The following is an 18,778-nucleotide window of genomic DNA, read 5'->3' on the forward strand; positions in this document are numbered from 1 at the left end:
ATCTGATTTATTTATTTTACCTTAAAATGACTATTCTTGCATTCGCGGTTGTGTCGCCATAATGTAAAACAATACGGGAATCCCCAACAATGCGAGTATAATACTGGCTGGTACTTGGAAAGGGTCTAATACGACACTACCTAACCAATCTGAAAGTACCATAATTGTACCACCAATCACAATATTCAATAACATTTGTTGTCTTAAATTATAATGTGCGCGACTTCTTCGTACGAGTTGTGGAATAACCATCCCAATAAATCCAATAACACCTACATATGCAACAATGACGGCAGTTATGATGGAGGCGATTAACAAGACACTATACGTTACACTACGCACATTAAGCCCCAATGACTGAGCTCGTAAATCACCAAGCTGTAATATTTTAATTTTTGACACCAAGCTCAATAAAATTATCATACCTATGGATAATACAATACCGATATAAATCACTTCGTTATATTCTGCAGATGAGAAGCCACCAAACATATAATTAACGATATTGTTCATTTTTTCTTGATTAAAAATAATGAGCACATATAAAAATGCATTAAATAATGCACCAATCATTATGCCAGCCAAGATTAGTGTTCTAACCGGATACCCTCTAGACATTACACTAGTTAGTACAATAACCAGTAATAAAGTCATTATGCTAAATAACACTGAAAATATAGGTAACCAAATAAATGAAACACCTATAACGACAGCTAGCCCAGATCCAAATGTAGCACCACTTGCCAATCCTAATGTAAAACTATCTGCAAGCGGGTTGTTCAACAATGTTTGAAACATATGTCCAGCAAGTGTTAAACCAACACCGGCTAACAAGGCTTGTAAAGTACGTGGAATTCTTACTTGATATAATATTGTTTGTGATAGCGTATCACTTATATCACCCAAACCCCAAAATAAGCTCAACAATAAACTAATGATAATGAACACGATCCATAAACACATCGTTTTAGTATACTTCATGTTTTTGCCACACTTTCAAATAAATCTTCACTCTCCTACAATACCATCTGAACACATCGAACACTATCCCATTTATTATAAATTAGTAAACAGAAAAAACACCCTGAAAAGTATGCACAAACAAACTTCAGGGTGTTACTTAAATAATCTTTTTAATTAGAACTCACTACACTGACTATTTTTCATTATAAATTGCATCTCTTAAAGCTTTGAGACCATCATCAATACGAGGTCCTGGTCGAGAAATTTGATCACCATTCACCGCTTCAATTCTACCTTTTTGCACAGCATTTAGTGATTCAAATCCGCCTCTCTTGTCGATAATTTGTTGATAATCTTTTTCTGAAATACCCATCGTTGAAATCATCACATCTGGATTTTTCTTAATAATTGATTCTTTGCTAACTTTTTGCCAACCATCTAGATTTGAAAAGCTATTTTTAGCTTTCAGTTGCTTCAACATATCATCAAAAAATGTATTTTTTCCTGCCGTATAAATCTCAGGTTCTGAAGATACTTCCATAAAAACCTTTTGAGATTTTGCGTCTTTTGGCACTGAATTCACAACTTTTTTAATATTATTTTTAGTCTCTTTCACTAACGCATTGGCTTCTTTTTCTTTACCTGTCACTTTACCGACCTGCTTAAAAGTTTCATACATCTCATCAATAGATTGTGCATCTTTAACATAGACCACTTTAACACCACTGTCTTTCAATCCATTCAGTACTTTACCATCTGTTGATTTCTGAGATTCATGTGCAAGTATTAAATCAGGTTTAGCCTTTAATAACGCCTCTTTATTTAATTTCATAGCATCAAACTGTTTTTTATCTTTTACCTCTTTCGGATAGTCATCTACAGTTGATACACCGACCACTTTATCTCCTAGACCCAATTCATACAATATTTCCGTATTACTAGGAATAAGAGAAATAATTCTGTCATATGATTTTTCTGACTGCTCGTTTTTAGTGGATTTGTCAGAATTGGTACTACATGCAGCCAATATAACAGCTAAAATAATAAAAAGATAAATGACTTTAAATTGCTTTTTCATGATATAATCTCCTAGTTTATGATTTGCTTTAATCATATCAAATTTTCATGCGTTTTTTACTATTATTTTTAAAAATAACTATTTAATTTAATTTTTTAAGCTACACATATATATAAACTTTCTATTATTTGATTGATGATAACCCTTAATTAATACTGATTAGAGTCTAATTTCTATATCATTTTAGTCATTGTATTCAAAGTATTCATCTAAAAATGTATATTGATGTGAGGCATTGCCGTTAAAATAATTTTTTCCAAAATTATCCAATAAAGCATGAAATTCATTTGCATCTTGGTTCGTAAAGGTTTCAGGTAATGATACGTTGCGTTTCAATTTGTCATATTGTTCTGTATGTTCATATCCGAGTAAACGATAAATTCTTCTTGTATAACTGTCAGGTATATATTCGATACCTTCAAATACATAAACGATGAGTACATCGGCTGTTTCACTTCCAACACCTTTTATATGCAACAGCTGGTCTCTAAGATTAGAATGATATTTATCAGCAATGGCTTTATAGTCAAAATCGTATTGATGCAACCAACTTAGTAATGCCAGTATGGTTTTCGCTTTATTTTTATAAAATCCACTCGACTTAATTAATATTTGTAGATCTTCTAATTCTAAATTCAAGATATGATGTGGATCCAATAGAGTAGCTTGTTTTAATGAATCAATGGCATAGGCTGCATTTCGCCAATTCGTATTTTGAACTAAAATCGCTCCCAAAATGATTTCTATTTTCGAATCTGCAGGCCACCAACCTTGTGGCCCCATATGTTTATATAAAATGCGATATAAACTCTCTGTATCCAATGTCATTTTACACACCTCATTTGCACGCTTATTTTCACTAACAAAAAGAGCTAGTAAGATTTATCATGGATGAAACATCCTATCTTCATCCATGATAAATCTGATACTAGCTCCCAATCATTACACTTTCCGATTACATTGTTTCTGGTGCATTTACGCCCACTAAACTTAGCGCATTACGTAACGTTATTCTTACTGCATCTATAAGTGCAATCAATGCTTTTGTTTTTTCAACATCATCTGTTAATACTTTTTCAGCATTATAAAATTTATGGAAGTGTGATGCTAAATCTTGAATATAATTTGTAATTCTATGTGGTGCTCTATTGGCAGCCGCACTTTGAATTGTTGTTTCAAATTCAGCAACTTTCTTCAATAAATCAATCGCTTTATCATTTGTAATCAAGGTATAATCCGCATCTTTAGATGGTGTAATACCTCTTTCAGCAGCTTGTTTCAATATAGAACAAATACGCGCATGTGCATATTGTGCATAGTAAACTGGATTATCTTGTGATTCTTGTTTCGCAAGTTCCATATCGAAATCAAAGTGTGTGTCAGGGCTACGCATTGTGAGGAAATAACGTGCTGCGTCTACGCCAACTTCATCCATAATTTCTCGTAACGTGATTGCATTTCCAGTACGTTTGCTCATCTTAACTTCTTGTCCATCTTGCATTAAACGCACCATTTGCATGATTTGTATTTCAAGACGGTCACTTTCAACACCAAACGTTTCTAATGAAGCCTTAAGACGATTGATATACCCATGATGATCCGCGCCAAATAAATTAATTAACGTATCGTTACCACGTTTGATTTTATCAAAATGATATGCAATGTCTGGTAAGAAATACGTATAATTGCCATCATTTTTAATTAACACTCTGTCTTTGTCATCTTTAAAGTCCGTCGTACGCAACCACGTTGCACCATCTTGTTCATATGTGTAGCCAAGCTCAGACATTTTGTTTAATACTTCTGTAATTTCACCTTTTTCGTATAAAGACGTTTCACTAAACCAATTATCAAAATGCGTATTAAAATCAGATAAATCTGTTCTTAATTTTTCCATTTCATAATCTACGCCTAATTTTCTAAATGTCTTAATACGTTCATCTTCTGACAAATCTTTAAGTTCAGGTTGTTTTTCGGCTAAATCTTTACCAATATTAATGATGTCTTTACCATGATAGCCACCCTCAGGCATTTCAAATGAATCATCTCCAAGCGCTTCAAAATAACGTGCTTCTATTGAACGCGCTAAATTCGTAATTTGATTACCCGCATCATTCACATAATATTCTCTAGTTACATGATAACCAGCCGCAGTTAAAATATTAGCAAGTGTATCACCTACAGCAGCGTTACGTGCGTGGCCAATATGTAGATCTCCAGTTGGGTTAGCTGACACATATTCTAATAATATATTTTTGCCATTTTGTTCGGCAGTGCTACCAAATTTTTCATCTTTATCTATAGCCTCTGAGATAATTTCAGTTAAATAAGCATTATCTAAGTAGAAATTAATAAATCCAGGTCCTGCAATCTGAACTTTTTCAACATTAGCAGCTGTCGTATCTAAATGATCGACAATCGCTTGCGCAATTTCACGAGGATTACGCTTTGCTATTTTCGTCAATACCATCGCGATGTTTGTAGAATAATCACCATTTGCATCATCTTTAGGTATTTCTATTTTAATATCTGGTATATCACTTGCCTCAGCTAACGCTGCTTTTTGAATACTGTGGTTAATTTCTTCAATCAACGTTTGTTTCACTTGATCAATTATATTCATTTAAGACTGCTCCTTATAAGTAATTTCATATTGGTAAGATCCCATTTTTTCATCATCTTGTATTAAATCATAATGCACTTTTAATTTACCACCATGTTCCGTTACAAAATGCAGAATAGAATGTGTTCGCACAGTTAAAGGTATACGTCCTCCAGTAATTTCATACAAAGTAATCGTATCTTCACCTTCTACAAAATGGAGGTTCATTTTGATTTCACCCTTACGAATGATTTTCACACCTGTTTCTTCAATTTTAACAGTTACATTGACAGCAACACCATCAATTTCTTCTTGATAACGTATAAATTCTGCATTACGTTTTTGCCAATGCCCTTGCGTATTTGCTGTAAATTTCTCTTTATTATCAAATTGTTTAACAACTTGTTTCGTTTGGATATTAACATTGTTTTCCAATGTACGTTTCACCCTAATCTTTTAAAATAATACAAACCATTATAGCATACTTGATAGTCGCTATACAGTTGGTAAATCGTTTTTAAGGATGTTATGCTACATAGCTAAAATCCAATTATCTGTAATAACGCATGACATTAAAAAAGAGGTTCCGACTTTGATAGTCTAAACCTCTTTAAAGCTGTTTTTCAGAACTACTTTCACATTTTATGTGAATGAGTAGTTCTTATGCATTCGTTTTAGCGCACGTAATCCTTAACCATTCTAGTAGTTCTTATGCATGAGCATTTGCACATGTAATCCACTCAAAATTTTAGTAGTTCTTATACATGCCCTTTAATTAGGGAAAATATGGTATCAAGCATCTGTGTCTTAATAGGATACGTAGGGCTATGAAAGATTATTTAAAATTCACTTTCTGTCCTACATCCCTATACTTATTATTTACTTGCTAATGCTTCATGTAATGCTTTATCTGAATTATTCCACATAGCTAAATCATGTGTCTGTAGAAAATCTTTCAAAACTGCTTTATTGTCCTCACCAATATGATCTATATCGATTTGATGTTTCATTGATTTATCCATCATATTAACATGTTCAGGCATGCTTTTGTACCCTCTGCGAATGCTCTTATTCACTAATAAATAACATCCTGTCACGCCAGCATAGTAAGGTCCATTTTCGCCTCTTTCAGTCGTAACCCAACATAACCAATATGCCTTGGCTTCGTCACCTTCTACAACTTCTTTCTCTTTAATCCATTTAACACCTTTTTCTACACTTGAACGTGCGTGCATACCACCAATATCAATAAAGGCTTCTTTCTTTTGAACATCAATAAAGACAGGTGCCACATTATCCAAACTGATAGAACCTATATTTGTACCTTTGTGCCCATCAAGTGGGTCATTCTTAATAATGTTAAATTTAAATCCTTTATTTCCAGCCACTCACGTGCACCTCCCAAATTATCTAAGGCATTTATTTCATTTTACCTGTTATCATATTATGAATTCAATTCATCTAATATACTATTAATTGCATTTTTTACATGATCATCTTCAATATCCGCAATGAGTTCTTTTGGATAATATAATTTATAATCTTCTCGATTAATTCCTGTAATACTATGGATAACCAATGATTGACTACTAATTTCACGAATTTTTCCATTACGTTTTAGTAAATGAATCGGCTGTCTATTTGATCCAGGTCTATCATAATCATATGGTAAATCTGAGAAGGACTCACTGACAAAATAATAATTCGGATCTATATCTGCTTGAATAAACAAATCAGTTAATTCTGAGATTGTTATAATCGAACCATCAAAAGGCATATATTTTAATAAATCTCGATTGATAAAACGTCGTGATAAATCACTCAAGATGGGATCTTCTTCTTTCACCCATGCCTTTAAGTAATATAAGACAACCGCTTCATCTAAATCTACATATTGTTCAATTGTCATGGATTCTTCGAAAAATGGTACGAAATCTGTTGGATACATTTTAAAAGTATAGCCTTCATTGTACAAGTATTTCGCACGTTTCAAACAATTATTTAATAACACTTCTCCGCCTCTACTGACTGGGTGAAAATAAATTTGCCAATACATTTGATAGCGACTCATGATAAAGTTCTCTACTGCGTGCATACCACTTTCTTTAATCAACACTTCATCTTTAGATGGACGCATCAATCTCAAGATACGTTCCATATCAAATTCTCCGTATGATACACCGGTAAAATAAGCATCTCTTTGTAAATAATCCATTCTATCAGCATCAATTTGTGAAGATATCATGGAGATGACTAATTTGTTATCGTGTGTTTTATTAATAACATCTGCAACTTGTTGTGGAAAATCATCCGAAACACGACTTAATACTTCGTTAACTTCCGTCGGACCCGTAATAATTGCCTGTGTAAATGCTTCATGATCCGTGTTAAATATCTTTTCGAAACTATGAGAAAAAGGCCCATGTCCTAAATCATGTAATAATGCTGCACATAAGGCTAACGGGCGATCTTCGTTATTCCATGCTTCTCTTCCATTAAATGAATCATCAATTAACCTACGTACAATTTCATATACACCCAACGAGTGGCCAAATCTACTATGTTCTGCCGTATGGAATGAAAGATATAATGTGCCTAATTGCTTTATACGTCTTAGTCTTTGAAATTCTTTCGTCTTAATCAAATCCCAAATCACTTGATCTCTGACATGGATATACCTATGAATTGGATCTTTAAACACTTTTTCTTCTGGTAATTTTTGTGTAGCATATGTTGTAAATGTCAATGTAGTCCTCCTATCCATATCCTATACTTATGCAGACTAATTTATTGTCTTACGCATTAACGCTAAATCCATGGCTTCACCATACATAACATGCGTATATGAACGTAATTTTTCAAAGCCTTTTTGCTCATAAAACGAAACAGCTTCATCATTCTTATTATCGACTTCTAAGAAGACTTCTTTATATTCATCGTTGAAATAACTTAAACCTTCAGTTAATAATTCAGAACCATAGCCATGATGTTGCCACAATGGACTTACATAATGTGCTGATAAAAATAATTCAGAACCATAAATAAAATTCGCAAAACCAATAATATTTTCATCTTCTTCTACGACTAAAAACAATTGATCTTCCAATCGTTTTAATAAATGTTGTTCATTATATGAAGCAGCCAATAACTCATTTACAGTTTTAGCCGCATAAATATTCATGTACGTATTATACCAAGCTTTTGTTGCTACATCTCTGATGCCTACAACATCTTGCGGTGTTGCTTTTCTAATTTTATGCATGTTGTTCTCCCCCTATTTAGATAGGTCATAATAGCTACATTATATCATAATTTTAGTATTCAAAATACTTTAGCTATTTATATAAAAATAGCTTGGGCAATATTATAATTCACCCAAACTATCTATGTTATATTTAGTTCTTCCCAAGTGTTTGTTGCCATTCTTTTGCACGTGACAGTGCATAAACATCTTTTTCAATATCTCCCGGTCTTTCAGCTGTACCAATAATATAGCCCCCTAGACTCGCACCTAGAAACTCTAAACTATATTTAACTTGTGTGATGCATGGTTTGGCTTTGACTTTAGGACAATCGCCACCAACGATAATAAGTCTAAAATCTTTCTTAGACATCTTATCTTTAAAGTCTTTATAATTTGAATCCAATAAAGTTTCAGACCAATGATCAAAAAATGCCTTCATTGATGCCGATAAACTATACCAATAAACTGGCGAAGCAATTATAACTGTGTCACTTGCTAATACTTTATCTATAATCGTCTTATAGTCATCCGCATATGAATCTATGCTTTTGTCTACGTGTCTATAGTCTCTAACCGGATTTAATTGATATTGCGTTAAGTCTATCCATTCGTAGTCGTATCCAGCTATGGCCATCTTAGTTAAACGTGCAGTATTCCCTTCTGGTCGACTGCCTCCAAATAAAACTGTGATCATAATAATCTCCTTCTACTACTCATTTTATATTCCCTTCAAAAATTATAAATATACATTTCCATAAAATCATTAAACTTAATTAATAATTCTACACTAAAAAGTACAATTACTAAACAGTTTACTTAAAATAGAATAATAAATTAAATTATTTGCTCAAAAATTGAACTTATAACCCCTACTATAAATGTATATTTTTAAAAAGATCTTTATAAATATAAAAAGTAGATAAACATAATACATGTTCACCTACTTTTATTTTTTTATTTTATAGGAAATAATTTTTCGATTTTTTCAATCTCTTCTTCAGTTAATTCAACATCTAAAGTTGTTAAATTATCAACGACCTGATTTGGACGCTTAGCACCTGGAATAACAATATCTAATGACGATTTTGTTAAATAAAATGCCAACACAATGTGTGCAACATCCACTCTGTGGTTATCAGCAATATCACGTAGTTGATCAATTTTCTCTAAATTTTCTTTGAATTTTTCACCTTGGAATTCTGGATTTTTAGCACGAATATCATCAAATGTCGAATTTTCATTATATTTACCTGCTAATAAACCAGAAACGAGTGGGAAATATGGAATAAACGTGATGTCGTGTTCTGAAGTATATTCAAAAATATGCTCATTTTCACGATTTAATAAATTATATTCCATTTGTACAACATCTACCAAGCCATCTTTATTCGCTTCTTTTAATTGTTCTAAATTGAAATTGGACACCCCAATCGCTTTGATCTTACCTTCATCTTTGAGCTCTTTTAATGCTGCGACAGCTTCATTCTTAGGCGTGTCCTCATCCGGGAAATGTATATAATATAAATCAATATAGTCCAACTGCAGACGTTTTAAACTTTGCTCAACCTGATCTTTTAAAAATTGAGGATCATTTGAATATTTTACATTACCATCATCATCAAAATAGTGTGCGCCTTTAGTAGCAATTGCAAAATCATCTCTACCAAATTCTTTGACCGCTTCACCAACGAGTTCTTCTGAACGCTCTGGTCCATAAATATAAGCTGTATCTATCAACGTTATACCATTTCTCACTGCGGTACGTACAGTTTCTTTACCTTGTTCTTCATCTAAATCATTATAGAAATTATGTCCGCCTACTGCATTTGCACCTAATGCGATAGGTGTTACTTCAACATTTGACTTACCAATCTTTGTTTTCTTAGTCAATCTAGCCCAACTCCTTCTATAATTCTCTTATATTTTACACATAGCGATGTATGTGCTATCCACAGCAATTGATTTAACCATATATCACTGTTATTTTTACAAGTAGTTATACTCTACCCTCTTTCTTTATATTTAAAATAAAAACGTAAGTAATAGATATTATCTAATATGATATCTATTTAAAATTTAGCATGATTACGCTATAAAACTAAACATATTTGCTTGATTACGACATCAAATTTTCATACCTATTATGTTTTTTAAAAGCGTATATTGTAAAAATGGGATTACGGCATCAAATATAATTTGTTGATTTCGTAATCCCATCCACGTCCGGCTTTTGAACTATATAGTATTCATTTTATTTTCGTACTTTATTTTATTAAAGCCTTCCCAGCTATTATTTATGTTTTCTTTGCGCTAACTTTTCTTTTAATTTTCTATCTTGTTCTTCTTTACGACGTTTACGTTCTTCATTACGTTTTCTTAATCGTTCTTCTTCTTCAGGGTCTCTCGGTTTCTGTAATTGTTTTTCCACTTTTTCCATAAGTTCATCTTCTGTGAGTGCAGCGAGTGGACGATTATTAACAAAAGCAAACGTTTTTCGGCGACCCGGTCCACAATACGACTGACAGCCAATTTCTATTTCAGCTTCAGGATCTAATTTCGTTAACTTTTTTTCTAATGACTTACAGTTTACCCCTTGGCAATCATCACAAATTAAAAATTTATTTTGCAACTACACCCATTCCTTTCTTATGGTTTACAGTTTATCAAAACAGCTTAAATATCATTTCACAATGTAAACATTCATTTATATGTATCATCATAAGGTTTATGATGCCTTACTTAATATGTATTTTAGATTTTACAACTCTAATTATTTTACTCTATTTTATTAAAATTTCAAGTTTATATTCTTTTAATATCAACATTCAAAGGGACAAGTTAGTATCATCACAATGTAAATGACGATACTAACTTGTCCCTTTATACTTAATATAACTATTGATAGAATTTACGTCCACCATAAATCTGGTGCATGATTTTCAATATTAACCGATTTCAAATTATTCACTGCTTTATTAAATCCTTCTTCAATTGACATAATTGGATCCTCATGTTCAATGCTCACCACATAATCATAACCATTTATTCTTAATGCACTAATCATGTCTCCCCATTCTTGAATATTATGACCATATCCTACTGTTCGAAATGTCCAGGCTCTCGTTTGTATATTGCCATATGGCTGCATATCCGTTAAACCGTACATATTCACATTCTCTTGATCAATATATGTGTCCTTTGCATGAAAATGATGAATTGCATTTTCTTTTCCCAATATTTTTATTGCAGCTATTGGATCAATACCTTGCCACCACAGATGACTTGGATCTAAATTCGCACCAATAGCATCATTGGTTGCCGCTCTTAATTTTAATAGTGTATGCGGTGTATGAACTAAAAAACCAGCATGAAGTTCTATACCAATTTTTATATCGAGTGACTTTGCATAGTCAGCAACATTTTTCCAGAAAGAGACAAGTTTTTCATCCCATTGCCATTCTAGAATATTAGTGTACACTGTTGGCCATGGTGTAACAGGCCAATTAGGATACTTTGCTGAGTCATCCGAACCAGCCACTCCCGAAAACGTATTTACCACTGGTACGTTTAACAGCGACGCTAATTTTATCGTTTTGTATAAAGTATCATGCGCTTCTTGAGCTTCTCTTTGATCTGGCGAAATAGGGTTATTGTGACAACTCAATGCACTAATTTCTAATCCACGCTGCTGAATCGCTTCAATAAATGATTTTCTTTGAAATTCATCATTTAGTAGGTCATCTAATGCACAAAACTGGTCTCCTGGATTGCCTCCTGTCCCTATTTCAAGCATTTTCACACCTGATTTTGCTACGTAATCTAACATTTCTTCAAATTCTTTGTCTTGAAATAACACGGAAAACACACCAATTTTCATAAAAAAACCTCCATAAAAGTTATACCTTTGCCAGTCGAACACTTTGTCCAATTTTGCTACTTTGATAAATCGCGTCTATCAGTATATTGATTTGCATCGCTTGCATTGGTTGAACAACAAGAGACTCATAACCAAGGCAACTATCCACAAAATTCTTTGCTTGTCGTTGTGCAGCTATTTCTTCATCATGTTCTGCTTGTGCTTGTTCAATAAAATAAGTGCCTAGTCTGGGTTGATAAATTTCAAAAGGATATAGATTTAAGCCACCATCTACACCAGAAATGCTTAAATGTCTCATATCTTCTTTAATATTGGCTGACCAAGAACATTCAAATAAAAGCGTTGAGCCATCATTAAAAGTAATATAACTTGTCACGTGATCGTCTACATCAAATGATTCATTATCAAATGCGCCCCAATCATTTATTTGATTGGGTATTTTACTAAGTCGATTGTATGTTTTTCCAATCACTTCTACTGGTGCGATATCGTTTAATAGCCAAAGTGATAAATCAAGCATATGACATCCATAATCAATTAAACTACCTCCACCTTGTAGTGCTTTGTTTGTAAAAACACCCCATCCGGGTACTTTACGTCTACGCATTGCTTGTACACGTGTTACTAATGGATCGCCTAAAACACCCTTATCAACAGCATTTTTGGCATTGATTGCAGCATCTGTAAAGCGATAATGATAGCCTATAGCAAGTGTTTTATTGACTTTTTCTGCAGTATTTATCATTTTTTCACATTCTGATGGATTCATAGCCATTGGCTTTTCACAAAATACATGTACACCAGCTTCTAAAGCAGCAATGCTAATTTCTGCATGATATTTATTAGGTGTACATACAGCGACAGCGTCTACATGTTCAAATATAGCGTGATACGTTTCATACACATTTTGAATTTGATGACTTTGAGCAACGCTTTTAGCTAATTCAAAATTAATATCTTGAACTGCTACAACATCAGCCAAATGATTTAATTGTTGAAAAGCTGGTATATGCCTATTACGTGCAATACCACCACATCCAATAATACCTATCTTTAATTTTTCCATAACAAGATGCCCCCAGAATTATTTTTCTGATATTTTCTCTAACGGTATCGCATTACCATACTCATGTTTAGGTGTCCCACTACTGTAAGCCCATACTATGCCATTTTTTATAACTTGTTGGACATTCGTATTGTAATATGTTGGGTAGCTTTCGTGTCCCGGCCTGAAATAAAATATTTTGCCATTACCTCTTTTAAACGTTACACCACTTCTAAATACTTCTCCGCCCTCAAACCAACTTATAAATACTGTTTCATCTGGCGTTGGAATATCAAAATGTTCTCCATACATTTCTTCTTTTTCTAGTTCAAAATGTGATTCTATGCCTCTTGTGATGGGATGTGTTGGATCAACAACCCACAAACGTTCTTTTTCATCTGCCTCCCTCCATTTTAAATCACACGACGTACCCATTAAGGATTTGAAAATTTTTGAAAAATGTCCAGAATGTAAGACTACAAGCCCCATGCCGTCTAATACACGCTGCTTCACCTTCTCTACTATTAAATCCTCTACTTCATCATGTGCCTTATGCCCCCACCAAACAAGTACATCTGTCTGCGATAATACTTCGTCAGTCAAACCATGTTGTGGTTCATCTAATGTTGCTGTAGTTACGTTATGCTCAACATTCAAAAACGATGCGAGCGCATGATGTATACCTTCGGGATAAACTGCTTTTACTGTTTCATTTTCTTTCTCATGTCGATATTCATTCCAAATTGTAATATTCATAAAATGTCTCCTATTCATTTGATTTATCGTTTAAATATACAGCTTTACCTGTTTTCGCTGATTCATATATAGCTTCTAAAATTTGAGTGACAACGAAAGCCTCATGTGGTTTAACTATGGGTTCTGTATCGTGAATGATATTATTTATCCAAGCACGTGCTTCTTCCTCTGCTTCGTCTATTGTTTCACCTTCATAAAAATCTACCCCTGTATTTTCTAATTCAATTTCAGATGTATACAACGTTTCTAAATCTTCACCATGAATACGTAGACCATTTTTCATATCTGCTCCACCATCTGTACCTGATAAAGAACATTTAGCTTCATCAACTTCTAAGGAATTAAGCGCCCAACTCGTTTCTAATATAATCGTGGCACCATTTTTCATTTTGATAAATCCAAATGCAGAGTCCTCCACAGTAAATTTACTTGGATCCCATGGTCCCCATGCATTTGCTGCATTCGCATGATTCCCTAATTTATGGAATGTTGAGCCCATCACCGATTCAGGTTCATAATTATCCATCATCCATAACGTTAAATCTAATGCATGTGTCCCGATATCAATTAGGGGGCCACCACCTTGCTTTTCTTCATCTAGAAAAACACCCCACGTTGGAACTGCGCGTCTGCGAATAGCATGAGCTTTACTGAAGTAAATTCCTCCTAAATCTCCACGTTGTGTTACTTTATGCAAATACTGACTGTCTGCTCGAAATCTATTTTGATAACCTATTGTCAATTTTTTATTATTACGGACTGACGCATCAATCATTGCCTGCGCTTCAATAGAAGTTTTTGCCATAGGTTTTTCACACATTACGTGTTTACCTTCATCTAATGCTGCAACTGTAATTTCTTGATGTGTATTATTCGGAGTACAAACATGTATCACTTCTATATTGCTGTCTTTTAATAATGCTTTATAATCTTCATATGCCTTTGCATTATTGCTACCATAGTTTTCTGCAGCCTTATATGCTTTAGCAATGTCAATATCGCAAAAAGCAACCATCTCTACTTCAGTGATTTTTTCTAAACTTGGTAAATGCTTTCCATTAGCTATACCGCCACAACCAATAACACCAACTTTTATTGTCATCGTCTCATCTCCTATATAACATTAATCAATTTCTTTGAAGTAAACGCTTACAAATAGCAAGAAAAAAATATACTTTTAATAATTTAAATCTAAATTAAGTTAATAGTAAATTAAATAAGTAAAAACACCAATAAATTTGACATATTTAGAATTTATATATTAACATTAGAATATATTTTCAAAATTCGGAAATTTTTCCAATGAATAGGTGGCATCTTTTTATATGGTTCTAGATCATCTTATTAATAAACACTTTGAACAACTAACAGAAAATGATTTACATATTATCAATGTTATTAGACAAAATATTGATCAAATTTCAAATATGAAAATTCATGATTTAAGTAAACTGACCCATACTTCCATCTCCACTATCCATAGACTTGTTAAAAAAATGGGATTTGAAGGTTATAGTAATTTTAAATTTTATATAAAAATGGATTCAAATAATGAATCACCTCAACTTGCAAGCGCCAATCCAATTATTGAAGATGTGAGAAGAACCGTAGAACATCTTGAAATGTTTGACTATCACACGCTTAATCAATTAATCGAAACTGCTCCATTTATCTATATATTTGGTACTGGTATGGCACAGCAAAATGTTGCACGTGAAGCGCAACGACATATGTTATCTATTTCAAAAAGAGCAATCGTTATAAATGATGAAACCGAATTGCGTTTAGCCATAGATCAAATGTCTGCTGATGATTTACTGTTTATCATCTCATTATCAGGAGAAACCAAGAATTTAATTGATCCCATACAACTCATTAAATCTCGTGAATTGCATTACGTATCTATTACGACTTTGCATGATAACTATATCGCTAAAAATGCTGCGTTTAATGTATATGTTAATAGTGCACCTATTCAATTTTTTAATACTACAACATACTATAGTTTTACACCTTACTATGTTGTATTTGATTTTATAGCTAGAACGTACCATAACTATAAAATCAATAATAACTCATTCCTGTAATAATTCATCTAAGTCTAGAAAACATTATAGATGCATATGTGTTTTTCTAAATAATATAGGCTACTTTCACTCAAGGTGCCATGCTTCATTTCAATAAAGTGTAAGAAAAGAAATTGATCAAGTTGATATTTCTTTTCTCACTTCCACTAACATGTACACTTTAGTGTTTAGCAGTTTTATTAAGTAGTTGCTCTACTTCCTCTCTTATTTGAGGAACTGAAAGTCCAACAATGACCTGAACGTTTTTACCACTCTTCACTAATCCATGTGCGCCTCCATTTGATTTAAAGTAATCATCTGCCGCTACTTGTTCAGGGTTTGCCACTGTTACACGTAATCGCGTTGCACAATTGGTAACATCCACTATATTTTCTGTGCCACCTAAACCTTCAATATATACTTCAGCTTTTCTTTGATATTCGTTAGAACTATTAGAGACGTTGCTTTGATTTTTATTTTCACGATAATCTTTTTTCGTATATAATTTAGTATCTTGATTGTCGTCTTTTTCTCTACCTGGCATCGGTATATCAAACTTCAATATGATAAATCTAAATAAATAATAGTAAATAAAGATAAAAATGATACCAATGATAAATTGCGCTACATATGTCCCCCAATGTGAACCAAATAATGGAATCCAATTTGTTGCTGCAATTTCAATAAAACCGCCTCCTAAGTTACCAACTAATCCAAATGCATGCATAGTCGTAACCATTGTTGCCCCCAGTATGGCATGTATTAAAAATAAGAAAGGTGCAATAAAAATAAAGGTAAATTCTAATGGTTCTGTAATACCAGCAAATACTGCCGTCAATGTAGCTGCTAATAATAACGCACCGACTTCTTTCTTTTTATGAGGTTTGGCAGTGGAATATATTGCAAGTGCTATACCTATTGATCCAAATATTTTAGTATTCCCTTGTAATAAAAATCCGCCGCCAGGGAAGATGTCTTTCAATGATTTCTTGGTCTCTGAATATTCAGTAAGGTGCGAAATCCAATATGATTTAATGCCACCATTCACAACTGCAGGTCCATATTCAAATGGCGTATAAATAAAATGATGTAATCCTGTTGGAATTAGTATTCTTTCTAAGAAATGAAAGAGCCAAACCCCAACATAGCTAGATGAAGCAAGAAATACTTGTAACGATGCGATCCATCCTTGAACTATTGGCCATCCCCAACTTGTTAGAAAAGCCAAAGGAATCATGCTAAAGAACGCAAGCATTACCACAAATGGAGAACCTTGAAATATACCTAAAGATTCAGGTAACTTCTTATCGTAATACTGATTATGTAACCATATGGCGATACCAGAAATAATTAATGCACCAATGATATTAGTATCTAATGTTTTAATACCAACTAACTCAGTTATCCCAGTTACATCGTCAGGACTACCTTTAAAATCCACACCAAAAGCTGGCCCCCAAGTTGTTAATATGCTATTGATAAAATAATTAAACATCATATAAGTAACCACTGAAGACATGACCGCATGCCCCGCCGATTTCTTCGCTAATGAAATAGGTAACCCAATGACAAAAATAAGTTCAATATTTTCAAATACAGTCCATCCACCATTTTCAACTAGCGACCATACTTGAAACCATAAACCTTCTGGATCCGCAAGATGTCCCATTATGGCTTCATTTTTGAAAAGTGTAGCTATACCTATAATGATTCCAAAGAATGGAAACAATAATACTGGAACAATCATTGCCCCGCCAAATCTACGTATAGCATTACCAAAATTCCGTCCAATGTTCATAATAATCACCCTTTTTCCACGCAGTTAATGTAAGCGTTCTCTTAAGGTGATGATATGCTTTAGTTTATATAACATCAATATAACTAGGGGATTTTGACACTATGTACCTTTGAATGATTTTATTTTCATTAAAAGGTAATTTTTCCTGAATATCGTTTTCTAAAACTAAACTTTTAAATAACAATAACAAAGAGAAAAATTGGAATAATAAAAACAGTACCTAATCTGTAGATTAGTATACTGCTCAAGTTGTCATGACTTTATTGACCATGATAAATATTAAATTCTAATGGTTTCACTTCATTCTCTAACCATTCTTGATATATCAATTTCTTATTAATATCACTATTTATAATCGTAATACCACAGTCACCGCCACCTGCACCAGAGGTTTTAGCAGCACCGCCATATTTTTCTGCTACAGAACACAACACTTTGAGATGTGCCGTTTCTATATCTATCGTAGCTTCTTTATCCATAGATTGAATAATTTCGCGATTGGTACGAATCATTTGTTGTACACCTTTAATATGGTTTGTTTTAAAAGCATGGATCAACTTTTCAACACATAGGTGGGAACGTTCTAAAAACTTACCATAAAACGTTGGATCTGACTTCAAGCGTTTCACTTCACTCACTAAATGATGAGACGATGCAGGAGATCCTGTCCAACCAATCAATACTTCCATATTTTCCGGTGGTTGCAACGGTTCAATATGCAGACCTGGCCAGTTTTTATTCAATACTTCATTAACAGATGTATCTTCAATTTGTTGAGAGACCCACTCATGATCAAATGTACTGTACGCTAACCAACCAGTGTAAATACTAACAGCGATGTCACCACATGAACTTAAACTCTGCAATTTCATATTCGCGATTACCGCTAGTTTATAAATATAAAGATTTGATAAATGCGTTTCATAAAACTCATTCAATACTTTAACTACAGAAACAAGCACGGCTGCACTTGAACCTAACCCGTATTTATGGCCATTTGCGTCATCTAAATTACTATCAATCGTTAAATTGAAATGTTTTAAACTGATATGGTTACTGCGCACATACTGTTCAAATACTTCAATTGCTGTAATGACATATTTAAGTTGTTTAGCTGCATGTACATCGGATACGACGATTTGATCTTCTCTTCTTTGAAAAGTCACTGGATCATGATGTAGTGTTTTAGAATGTATGGTACCTTGAGGGGCATTTGAGTCTTCAATTGAAGCAGTTACAAATCGATCAACCGCAATTAATACGGATTTATATCCTGGTTCAGTAACTGCATATTCACCTGCAATATAGAGTTTACCTGGTGCTTTTACCTGAATCATTTTATCTCTTCC

Annotated in this window: 18 protein-coding genes; 1 reads left to right on the forward strand and 17 read right to left on the reverse strand. The window is 33.3% G+C overall.

The annotated features are described in order from the left end of the window. Window positions 1-30: 30 nt before the first annotated feature. The 15 genes from M1D64_RS11085 to M1D64_RS11155 form a co-directional block, all read right to left on the reverse strand. A complete protein-coding gene (locus tag M1D64_RS11085) occupies window positions 31-981 on the reverse strand; it encodes a FecCD family ABC transporter permease (protein WP_069838229.1) in 951 nt (316 codons plus the stop codon). Window positions 982-1,156: 175 nt separating this feature from the next. Then, window positions 1,157-2,041 carry an ABC transporter substrate-binding protein gene (locus tag M1D64_RS11090; RefSeq protein ID WP_069821730.1) on the reverse strand — a complete coding sequence of 295 codons (885 nt, stop codon included), beginning with the start codon at window positions 2,039-2,041 and terminating at the stop codon, window positions 1,157-1,159. Window positions 2,042-2,224: 183 nt separating this feature from the next. Next, window positions 2,225-2,869, reverse strand: coding sequence for an endonuclease III domain-containing protein (locus M1D64_RS11095; protein WP_002484051.1), 645 nt, complete (start codon window positions 2,867-2,869; stop codon window positions 2,225-2,227). 127 nt (window positions 2,870-2,996) lie between these two features. After that, window positions 2,997-4,664 carry an arginine--tRNA ligase gene (gene argS, locus M1D64_RS11100; RefSeq protein WP_002484052.1) on the reverse strand — a complete coding sequence of 556 codons (1,668 nt, stop codon included), beginning with the start codon at window positions 4,662-4,664 and terminating at the stop codon, window positions 2,997-2,999. Then, window positions 4,665-5,078: a YwiB family protein gene (locus M1D64_RS11105; protein ID WP_011303752.1), complete on the reverse strand. Its 414-nt coding sequence runs from the start codon at window positions 5,076-5,078 to the stop codon at window positions 4,665-4,667. 440 nt (window positions 5,079-5,518) lie between these two features. Beyond that, entirely contained in the window at window positions 5,519-6,031 is a 513-nt protein-coding gene (locus M1D64_RS11110) for a YwhD family protein (protein ID WP_480977485.1), read from the reverse strand. A gap of 56 nt (window positions 6,032-6,087) precedes the next feature. Further along, a complete protein-coding gene (locus tag M1D64_RS11115) occupies window positions 6,088-7,389 on the reverse strand; it encodes an HD domain-containing protein (protein ID WP_002484055.1) in 1,302 nt (433 codons plus the stop codon). A 36-nt stretch (window positions 7,390-7,425) separates the two neighbouring features. Continuing rightward, complete coding sequence (locus M1D64_RS11120; protein ID WP_002484056.1) at window positions 7,426-7,905, reverse strand: GNAT family N-acetyltransferase; 480 nt, start codon at window positions 7,903-7,905, stop codon at window positions 7,426-7,428. A 133-nt stretch (window positions 7,906-8,038) separates the two neighbouring features. Next, on the reverse strand, window positions 8,039-8,581 hold the full coding sequence (locus M1D64_RS11125) for a flavodoxin family protein (RefSeq protein WP_069821728.1): 543 nt from the start codon (window positions 8,579-8,581) through the stop codon (window positions 8,039-8,041). A 260-nt stretch (window positions 8,582-8,841) separates the two neighbouring features. Beyond that, on the reverse strand, window positions 8,842-9,777 hold the full coding sequence (locus M1D64_RS11130; RefSeq protein WP_041079767.1) for an aldo/keto reductase: 936 nt from the start codon (window positions 9,775-9,777) through the stop codon (window positions 8,842-8,844). Between the two features lie 400 nt (window positions 9,778-10,177). Continuing rightward, window positions 10,178-10,516: a YuzB family protein gene (locus M1D64_RS11135; protein ID WP_002484059.1), complete on the reverse strand. Its 339-nt coding sequence runs from the start codon at window positions 10,514-10,516 to the stop codon at window positions 10,178-10,180. 279 nt (window positions 10,517-10,795) lie between these two features. Then, entirely contained in the window at window positions 10,796-11,764 is a 969-nt protein-coding gene (locus tag M1D64_RS11140; RefSeq protein ID WP_069838226.1) for a sugar phosphate isomerase/epimerase family protein, read from the reverse strand. 19 nt (window positions 11,765-11,783) lie between these two features. Continuing rightward, the gene (locus M1D64_RS11145; RefSeq protein WP_002484061.1) at window positions 11,784-12,830 is read right to left on the reverse strand and encodes a Gfo/Idh/MocA family protein; all 1,047 of its coding nucleotides are present in this window, start codon (window positions 12,828-12,830) and stop codon (window positions 11,784-11,786) included. Window positions 12,831-12,848: 18 nt separating this feature from the next. Further along, window positions 12,849-13,565, reverse strand: coding sequence for a ThuA domain-containing protein (locus M1D64_RS11150; RefSeq protein WP_002484062.1), 717 nt, complete (start codon window positions 13,563-13,565; stop codon window positions 12,849-12,851). A 10-nt stretch (window positions 13,566-13,575) separates the two neighbouring features. Then, window positions 13,576-14,667, reverse strand: a complete 1,092-nt coding sequence (locus M1D64_RS11155) for a Gfo/Idh/MocA family protein (RefSeq protein WP_115338661.1) — start codon at window positions 14,665-14,667, stop codon at window positions 13,576-13,578. A gap of 223 nt (window positions 14,668-14,890) precedes the next feature. On the opposite strand from M1D64_RS11155, the gene M1D64_RS11160 reads away from it, so the two are divergent. Further along, complete coding sequence (locus M1D64_RS11160; RefSeq protein WP_115340703.1) at window positions 14,891-15,652, forward strand: MurR/RpiR family transcriptional regulator; 762 nt, start codon at window positions 14,891-14,893, stop codon at window positions 15,650-15,652. Window positions 15,653-15,812: 160 nt separating this feature from the next. Here M1D64_RS11160 and M1D64_RS11165 read toward each other — a convergent pair whose 3' ends face one another. Further along, window positions 15,813-17,429 carry an alpha-glucoside-specific PTS transporter subunit IIBC gene (locus tag M1D64_RS11165; RefSeq protein ID WP_115338663.1) on the reverse strand — a complete coding sequence of 539 codons (1,617 nt, stop codon included), beginning with the start codon at window positions 17,427-17,429 and terminating at the stop codon, window positions 15,813-15,815. A gap of 260 nt (window positions 17,430-17,689) precedes the next feature. After that, window positions 17,690-18,766 (reverse strand): phosphomevalonate kinase, encoded by a 1,077-nt coding sequence (locus tag M1D64_RS11170; RefSeq protein WP_041079769.1) that lies wholly within the window; start codon window positions 18,764-18,766, stop codon window positions 17,690-17,692. Between the last annotated feature and the right edge of the window lie 12 nt (window positions 18,767-18,778).

This window comes from Staphylococcus sp. Z5-21, assembly GCF_056529615.1.

Bases quoted from the DNA above. Each gene is read 5' to 3' on its own strand.
- M1D64_RS11085 (WP_069838229.1), bottom strand. From the start codon at position 981: ATGAAGTATACTAAAACGATGTGTTTATGGATCGTGTTCATTATCATT.
- M1D64_RS11090 (WP_069821730.1), bottom strand. From the start codon at position 2,041: ATGAAAAAGCAATTTAAAGTCATTTATCTTTTTATTATTTTAGCTGTT.
- M1D64_RS11095 (WP_002484051.1), bottom strand. From the start codon at position 2,869: ATGACATTGGATACAGAGAGTTTATATCGCATTTTATATAAACATATG.
- argS (WP_002484052.1), bottom strand. From the start codon at position 4,664: ATGAATATAATTGATCAAGTGAAACAAACGTTGATTGAAGAAATTAAC.
- M1D64_RS11120 (WP_002484056.1), bottom strand. From the start codon at position 7,905: ATGCATAAAATTAGAAAAGCAACACCGCAAGATGTTGTAGGCATCAGA.
- M1D64_RS11125 (WP_069821728.1), bottom strand. From the start codon at position 8,581: ATGATCACAGTTTTATTTGGAGGCAGTCGACCAGAAGGGAATACTGCA.
- M1D64_RS11140 (WP_069838226.1), bottom strand. From the start codon at position 11,764: ATGAAAATTGGTGTGTTTTCCGTGTTATTTCAAGACAAAGAATTTGAA.
- M1D64_RS11145 (WP_002484061.1), bottom strand. From the start codon at position 12,830: ATGGAAAAATTAAAGATAGGTATTATTGGATGTGGTGGTATTGCACGT.
- M1D64_RS11150 (WP_002484062.1), bottom strand. From the start codon at position 13,565: ATGAATATTACAATTTGGAATGAATATCGACATGAGAAAGAAAATGAA.
- M1D64_RS11155 (WP_115338661.1), bottom strand. From the start codon at position 14,667: ATGACAATAAAAGTTGGTGTTATTGGTTGTGGCGGTATAGCTAATGGA.
- M1D64_RS11160 (WP_115340703.1), top strand. From the start codon at position 14,891: ATGGTTCTAGATCATCTTATTAATAAACACTTTGAACAACTAACAGAA.
- M1D64_RS11165 (WP_115338663.1), bottom strand. From the start codon at position 17,429: ATGAACATTGGACGGAATTTTGGTAATGCTATACGTAGATTTGGCGGG.
- M1D64_RS11170 (WP_041079769.1), bottom strand. From the start codon at position 18,766: ATGATTCAGGTAAAAGCACCAGGTAAACTCTATATTGCAGGTGAATAT.